This window comes from Arthrobacter sp. SO3 (genome assembly GCF_020532825.1).
In the GTDB taxonomy this organism is placed as follows: domain Bacteria; phylum Actinomycetota; class Actinomycetes; order Actinomycetales; family Micrococcaceae; genus Arthrobacter.
The window spans coordinates 14,606-19,937 of sequence record NZ_MQTS01000128.1 but is presented as its reverse complement, the minus strand read 5'-3'; the positions used below and the strand labels follow the sequence as shown (position 1 = coordinate 19,937).

8 protein-coding genes are annotated in these 5,332 nt (G+C 69.9%); 6 read left to right on the top strand and 2 right to left on the bottom strand.

Annotated elements, in window-relative coordinates; genetic code table 11:
* Window positions 1-167 precede the first annotated feature (167 nt).
* A complete protein-coding gene (locus tag BJQ90_RS12760; RefSeq protein ID WP_226760627.1) occupies window positions 168-359 on the top strand; it encodes a hypothetical protein in 192 nt (63 codons plus the stop codon).
* Window positions 359-1,084 carry a GAF and ANTAR domain-containing protein gene (locus BJQ90_RS12755; protein WP_226760626.1) on the top strand — a complete coding sequence of 242 codons (726 nt, stop codon included), beginning with the start codon at window positions 359-361 and terminating at the stop codon, window positions 1,082-1,084. Before BJQ90_RS12760 ends, BJQ90_RS12755 begins: the two co-directional genes overlap by 1 nt.
* A gap of 20 nt (window positions 1,085-1,104) precedes the next feature.
* Here BJQ90_RS12755 and BJQ90_RS12750 read toward each other — a convergent pair whose 3' ends face one another.
* Window positions 1,105-1,521: a YkvA family protein gene (locus BJQ90_RS12750; RefSeq protein ID WP_226760625.1), complete on the bottom strand. Its 417-nt coding sequence runs from the start codon at window positions 1,519-1,521 to the stop codon at window positions 1,105-1,107.
* Window positions 1,522-1,527: 6 nt separating this feature from the next.
* Window positions 1,528-2,160 (bottom strand): TetR/AcrR family transcriptional regulator, encoded by a 633-nt coding sequence (locus tag BJQ90_RS12745; protein ID WP_226760624.1) that lies wholly within the window; start codon window positions 2,158-2,160, stop codon window positions 1,528-1,530.
* Between the two features lie 166 nt (window positions 2,161-2,326).
* Between BJQ90_RS12745 and BJQ90_RS12740 the strand changes: the two genes are divergently transcribed.
* From BJQ90_RS12740 to BJQ90_RS12725, 4 genes are all read left to right on the top strand, one after another.
* Complete coding sequence (locus BJQ90_RS12740; protein ID WP_226760623.1) at window positions 2,327-2,695, top strand: MTH1187 family thiamine-binding protein; 369 nt, start codon at window positions 2,327-2,329, stop codon at window positions 2,693-2,695.
* A 57-nt stretch (window positions 2,696-2,752) separates the two neighbouring features.
* On the top strand, window positions 2,753-3,430 hold the full coding sequence (locus tag BJQ90_RS12735) for an O-methyltransferase (RefSeq protein WP_226760622.1): 678 nt from the start codon (window positions 2,753-2,755) through the stop codon (window positions 3,428-3,430).
* Between the two features lie 165 nt (window positions 3,431-3,595).
* Window positions 3,596-4,702, top strand: coding sequence for an acyl-CoA dehydrogenase family protein (locus BJQ90_RS12730; protein ID WP_226760621.1), 1,107 nt, complete (start codon window positions 3,596-3,598; stop codon window positions 4,700-4,702).
* On the top strand, window positions 4,696-5,332 hold a 637-nt coding region (locus tag BJQ90_RS12725), incomplete at its 3' end, for a PIG-L deacetylase family protein (RefSeq protein ID WP_226760620.1). The genes BJQ90_RS12730 and BJQ90_RS12725, both read left to right, overlap by 7 nt.

The following is a 5,332-nucleotide window of genomic DNA, read 5'->3' as shown; positions in this document are numbered from 1 at the left end:
TACAACCACCGCCGACACCACGCAGCCCTCGGAGGACGAGCACCCATAAGCAGATGTAACCAACCTGCTGGCTGAGTACAGCTAGCAGCCCGACACCTCCTGCCCTACCGCTCCGTAACGGTCTTTAGTCCCTACTTGCCGCCGAATCCCCGTGGGAGCATTCGGAGATGAGCGACAACGACGATCCGGCTACCCCTGCGCCCGGCAAAGGCCAGCACTCCAAGCCGCACGAACCGTTCGTTCCGCCGGGGGCTGAGTCCACCCGCGAGCTAAGGGAGATGGCCCGGCGCCGGCGGGAGGCTGAGGAGAAGCTGCAGCACCACCTGCTGGAAGCCAAAGAGAAGCCCGCGGAGGATTGATGCTGGGAACCCGGCTCTCGGAGCACCTGCAGGATCTGTTGCTGGACAACGACGTCCTGGAGGATTTCCTCCGTCAACTGTCCGACCTGGCGGCCGAGTTCGCCGCAGCTGAAACCGGTCGCCCGGTGGTCTGTTCGGTGCGGGTGGCCCGGAGGCGCAGGCCGCTCGCCCTGGCCGCCGATGACACCGACGCGCGCGTGCTGGACCGGCTGCAGGACGACGTCGGGGAGGGCCCCGGGCTGGAGGCGCAGCAGTCCGGGCTGGCGGTGCTGGTGCCGGACACGACGATGGATCCCCGCTGGAGGCGCTACCAGCGGGCGGCTGCCCAGCGCGGGAACCGCAGCATTTTTGCCGTTTCGCTGCTTGCCGACCCGGACGCAGCGGCCACCCTGACCTTCCTTTCGACGTCCCCCGAGGCTTTCGACGACGGCGCCGTGGCGGCCTGCGGGGCGTTCGCCGTCCGCGCCGCCAGAGTGACGAGGCTGGCCGTCCGGTTCGACGCGGCCCGGGGCGTGAACCGGGACCTGCTGATGGCCATGCGGTCGCGGACCGAGATCAACCTTGCCACCGGCATCCTCATGGCGCAGAGCCGCTGCTCGCAGTCCGAAGCATTTGCGTTGCTGGCCAAGGTCTCCAACACCAGGAACGTCAAGCTCCGGATCGTGGCCGAGGAGATCCTGCGCAGGTTCGACGGCGGTCCCGCGGCAACAGCCTTCAGCGCCTGAGCTGCCGGGCGCCTGGGCTCCTACAGCGGTGCTCCGAGCCCGGCGAGCTTAAGGATGAGCTGAAGCCCGTCGGGCGTTCCCGGCCAGTGCCGGCGCAGGGCATCCCCGCCCGCCCGCGTGATCACGGCGCGCAAGACAAAGGCCACAATGATCACGTCATCGGCATACCCGATCACGGGCAGGAAATCCGGGACAAGGTCGATCGGTGAGAGCAGGTAGGCCAGGAGCAGGGCAAGCCGGATCCGCACCCCGGTGCCGAGGGTCTTGTCAGCGACCAGCCGCCGCAAAAGTCTCAACAGGTCCGGCAGCAACCGCAACGCATCCTTCATCGTCACCGTTTCCGGGTGCTTGCGCGCATAGCCCCACAGGAGGAGCAGGAGGACGGCGTAGACCAGCAGCAGGCCGCCGACCGCGCCGGCCACGGTTTCCCAGAACACCGGTCTCTAGCCGAGCACAGAGTCGAACGCGGTGCCCGGCAGCGGCGCCTGGGGCGGCAGCGGACGGTGCGGGCGCTCCGTGCGGATGGCGTCCTCCACGAGGGCGACCGGACGGCGCCAGGCATCCGAACCTGCCTCCATGGTGTCCACGACGCCGATCAGCATGGCCAGCAGACGGATCAGGTCCGTCATCGAAATGTCGCTGCGCAGGGTGCCCTGGCCCTGTCCGCGGCCCAGGAGCACGGCCACGGATTCGATCAGGTCGCCCGTAATGCCGGTCAGCAGCCCGCGCCGGCCGGCGACGGCTCCCAGGAGGTTGGCTTCTTCGCTGGCCACGCCCATGAGCGCATCAATGACACGGAACAGGCCATCGGCGGCGTCCGGTCCGGCGAGGGCCTCCTCGATGACCGGATCGACGATCAGCCCGAGCTGCCGGTGCAGTGCCGCGAGGACCAGTTCTTCCTTGTCGGCGAAGTTCCTGAACAGGGTGGCCGGTCCGACTCCGGCGGTCACGGCGATGGTCTGCAGCGGGACCTCGGGGCCGTGCTCCCGGAAGCACTGGCGGGCGGCCGTGATGATTTTGTCCACGTTTCGCGCGGCGTCGGCGCGGAGCGGCCTGCGGTCTGCTACCCGGTTCATTTGCCTAGGTTAGCAACGCGCGGCCGGGGCCGGGAGATTACTCCCGGGTAGTGACCAATGTGACGGATTCCGCAGATTGCTCCAGGCCGCGTCCGGACCGGGAGCGGGACAGATCCGGACTCCATCCACGCCGCCACGAACTGGGAGCACGTGAAAGACTGGTGCCATGTTGCTTGCATTTTCTGTCGCACCCTCAGGCCGTCCCGCGCGCAAGGCCGATGACGCACCCGCCGGTTCGGCGGCCATAGCGGCCGACGAGGCCTCGGTCCACGACGCCGTCGCCGAAGCCGTCCGGATCGTCCGTGAATCCGGCCTGCCGAACCACACCGACTCGATGTTCACCACCATTGAGGGGGAGTGGGATGAAGTCTTCGACGTCGTGAAGCGGGCCACCGAGGCGGTGGGCCGCTTCGGCAGCAGGGTCTCCCTCGTCATCAAGGCAGACATCCGCCCGGGATACACGGGAGAACTCACCGGGAAGCTGGACCGCCTGGAACAGGCCCTCGGAGACCAGCCCGGTCCAGCCGCAGGCTAGGACCCCCGGGCCGACTGCGGCCTACCGCCGGGACGGGTCAGCTGGAAGACTTGGGGCATGTTCGAGCATCAGCCCACCGCCCGCTGGACCGCCGTCGAGGATTTCCTGTCCGAGGTTGTGGTCCGCCCGGACAGCACCCTGAAACGCGCCGTCAGCTCCGCCCTCGAGGCGGGCATGCCGCCCATCGAAGTCGCCCCCACCGCCGGCAAACTGCTCAAACTCCTCGTCCAGCTCACCGGCGCCCGCCGCGTGCTGGAAATCGGGACGCTCGCCGGGTTCAGCACCATCTGGATGGCCCAGGGGCTGCCCGACGGCGGCCGGCTGATCACGTGCGAATACCTCTCCAAGCACGCCGACGTGGCCCGCGCCAACGTCGACTTCGCCGGGCTGGGCCACCTCGTGGAGATCCGGCTCGGGGCGGCACTCGATACCCTGCAGGCGCTCGCCGACGAGGGTGCCGAGCCCTTCGATTTCGTCTTCATCGACGCGGACAAGGAAAACAACCCGCACTACCTCGACTGGGCCATCCGCCTCGGCAGGCCGGGCACCGCCGTCGTGATGGACAACGTGGTCTGGGAAGGCGCCGTGCTGGACCCCGCCCTGGACGCCGTCAACGCCCCTGGCATCATCAGCGCTGTGAAAATGCTGGGCGAGGACCCCCGGCTGGACGGCACCGTCATCCAGACCGTGGGCTCCAAAGGCTGGGACGGCTTCGCCCTGGCGCGGGTGGTGTAGCCGTGCGGCGGGCATCGCGCCGGCGCCGGAGCTACGAGCGGAATCCCGAAAGTGCTAAGTGTGCTTAGATTTATGGAGCGGCCTGGAATTACTCAGCAGTAGCCCGGCCGTCAGATATGGACGCCGACAGCAGCAGACGCACCTCGAAGGAGAACAGGCCACCACATGAACCGGACTCCCGATTCCCAGCGGCTCCTCGCCGTGCGGATCAGCTCCGCACCGGATCACCTGGCCGGGCTCAGCCCCCTGCTCGCGGCGGCCGGGTCGGCCGTCGGCGACGTCCCGGCTCTGCTGGAGCTGGCCAAAACCGTTGCAGCAGCAGCCCCGAAACCCGGTGAGGGCCGGACCGCATTCCTGTGGGAAATCCTGGCGTCCGTCACGGCCGTTGACATCGCCGCGGGCCGGGCCATCGAACCCCATTTGGACGCCTCCGCAATCCTCGCCCAGGCCGCTGGCGAGGCGGCATTGAACGGCGGGGACCGCCCGGACGTCAACGGCGTCCATTTCGACGGCGCCTGGGGTGTGTTTGCCGCCGAAGCCGCCGGCCTGCGGCTCGAGGCCAAGTCGGCGAACGGCTGTTTCGTGCTGCACGGTTCCAAACCGTGGTGCTCCCTGGCCGCGCAGCTGGACCACGCCGTCGTGACCGCCCGGCTGGACGACGGCGGCCGCGCGGCCTTCGCCGTCGACCTCCATGCCCATGGCGTCAGCTTCGAGGATCCGCAGTGGACCAGCCGGGGACTCACGGAAATCCCCAGCGGGACCGTGCACTTCGACGCCGTTCCGGCCGTGCCGCTGGGCGACTCCGGCTGGTACTACCGCCGGCCCGGCTTCGCCTGGGGCGGCATGGGCGTGGCGGCCTGCTGGCTGGGCGGCGCCGTCGCGGTGGCCCGCGGCTTCAAGGATTCCCTGCTCAAGGGGGCCGGCGGCGGCCGCGAACCGGACCAGCTGGCGCTGGCCCACCTTGGCGAGATCGACCGCACGCTGGCTGCCCTGACCAGAGACCTCTCCGGGACCGCCGCGCGGATCGATGCCGGGGAGCTCTCCGGTACCGGGGCCTGGAGCGAAGCCCTCCGGGTCCGCGGTAACGTCGCCACCGCCGTCGAACGCATCCAGACGCTGGTCAGCCAGAACCTCGGGCCCGGCCCGCTCGCCTTCGACCCCGTCTACGGAAAACGCATGGCCGACCTCTCGCTCTACATCCGCCAGCACCACGGCATGCGCGACGATGCCCAGCTCGGTGCCCTCACGCTCAAGGGGGACCACCCGTGGTGAGCTTCACCCACCAGGACACCGGAACCAGCGAGGACGCCTGGGCAGCCAGCGGACTGGCCGCCCTCCCGGAGCTGCCGCTCGACGCCGGAGAACTCGCCGGCCAGGCGTTCATCGTCCTGGCCGCGCACCCGGACGACGAATCCCTTGGCGCCGGCGGGCTGATGGCCCGGCTGCTGGGACTCGGCGCCCGGGTCACGGTGCTGCTGTGCACGGCAGGGGAGGCCTCCCACCCGGACTCACCCACCACGACGCCGGATCAGCTCGGCGCCGTGCGGCTCCGGGAGTTCGGCGGCGCGCTCACGCAGTTGCTCGCGGATCCGGACTGGCGGTTCCTCGCCCTGCCGGACGGCAGGCTCGCCGACCGCCGCACGGAGGTGCACGCGGCGCTGCAGCACGCCATCGCAGAAGCTGCCGCTTCGGGACTGCCCGCGGAGCGCATCACCCTCGTGGCGCCCTACCGGCGCGACGGCCACACCGACCACGAGGCACTGGGCTGCGCCGCCGCCGAGGCCGCCGGTGCCGGCGGCCACGGGCTGCTGGAGTACCCCATCTGGTACTGGCTCTGGGCGGACGCCGCGGACCCGGCCTGGCACTCCTGGCTGCGGCTGCCGCTGGACCCCGCCGAACGGC

Coding starts and splice junctions, on each gene's coding strand:
- BJQ90_RS12735 (WP_226760622.1), top strand. CDS start 2,753: ATGTTCGAGCATCAGCCCACCGCCCGCTGGACCGCCGTCGAGGATTTC.
- BJQ90_RS12745 (WP_226760624.1), bottom strand. CDS start 2,160: ATGAACCGGGTAGCAGACCGCAGGCCGCTCCGCGCCGACGCCGCGCGA.
- BJQ90_RS12740 (WP_226760623.1), top strand. CDS start 2,327: ATGTTGCTTGCATTTTCTGTCGCACCCTCAGGCCGTCCCGCGCGCAAG.
- BJQ90_RS12760 (WP_226760627.1), top strand. CDS start 168: ATGAGCGACAACGACGATCCGGCTACCCCTGCGCCCGGCAAAGGCCAG.
- BJQ90_RS12730 (WP_226760621.1), top strand. CDS start 3,596: ATGAACCGGACTCCCGATTCCCAGCGGCTCCTCGCCGTGCGGATCAGC.
- BJQ90_RS12755 (WP_226760626.1), top strand. CDS start 359: ATGCTGGGAACCCGGCTCTCGGAGCACCTGCAGGATCTGTTGCTGGAC.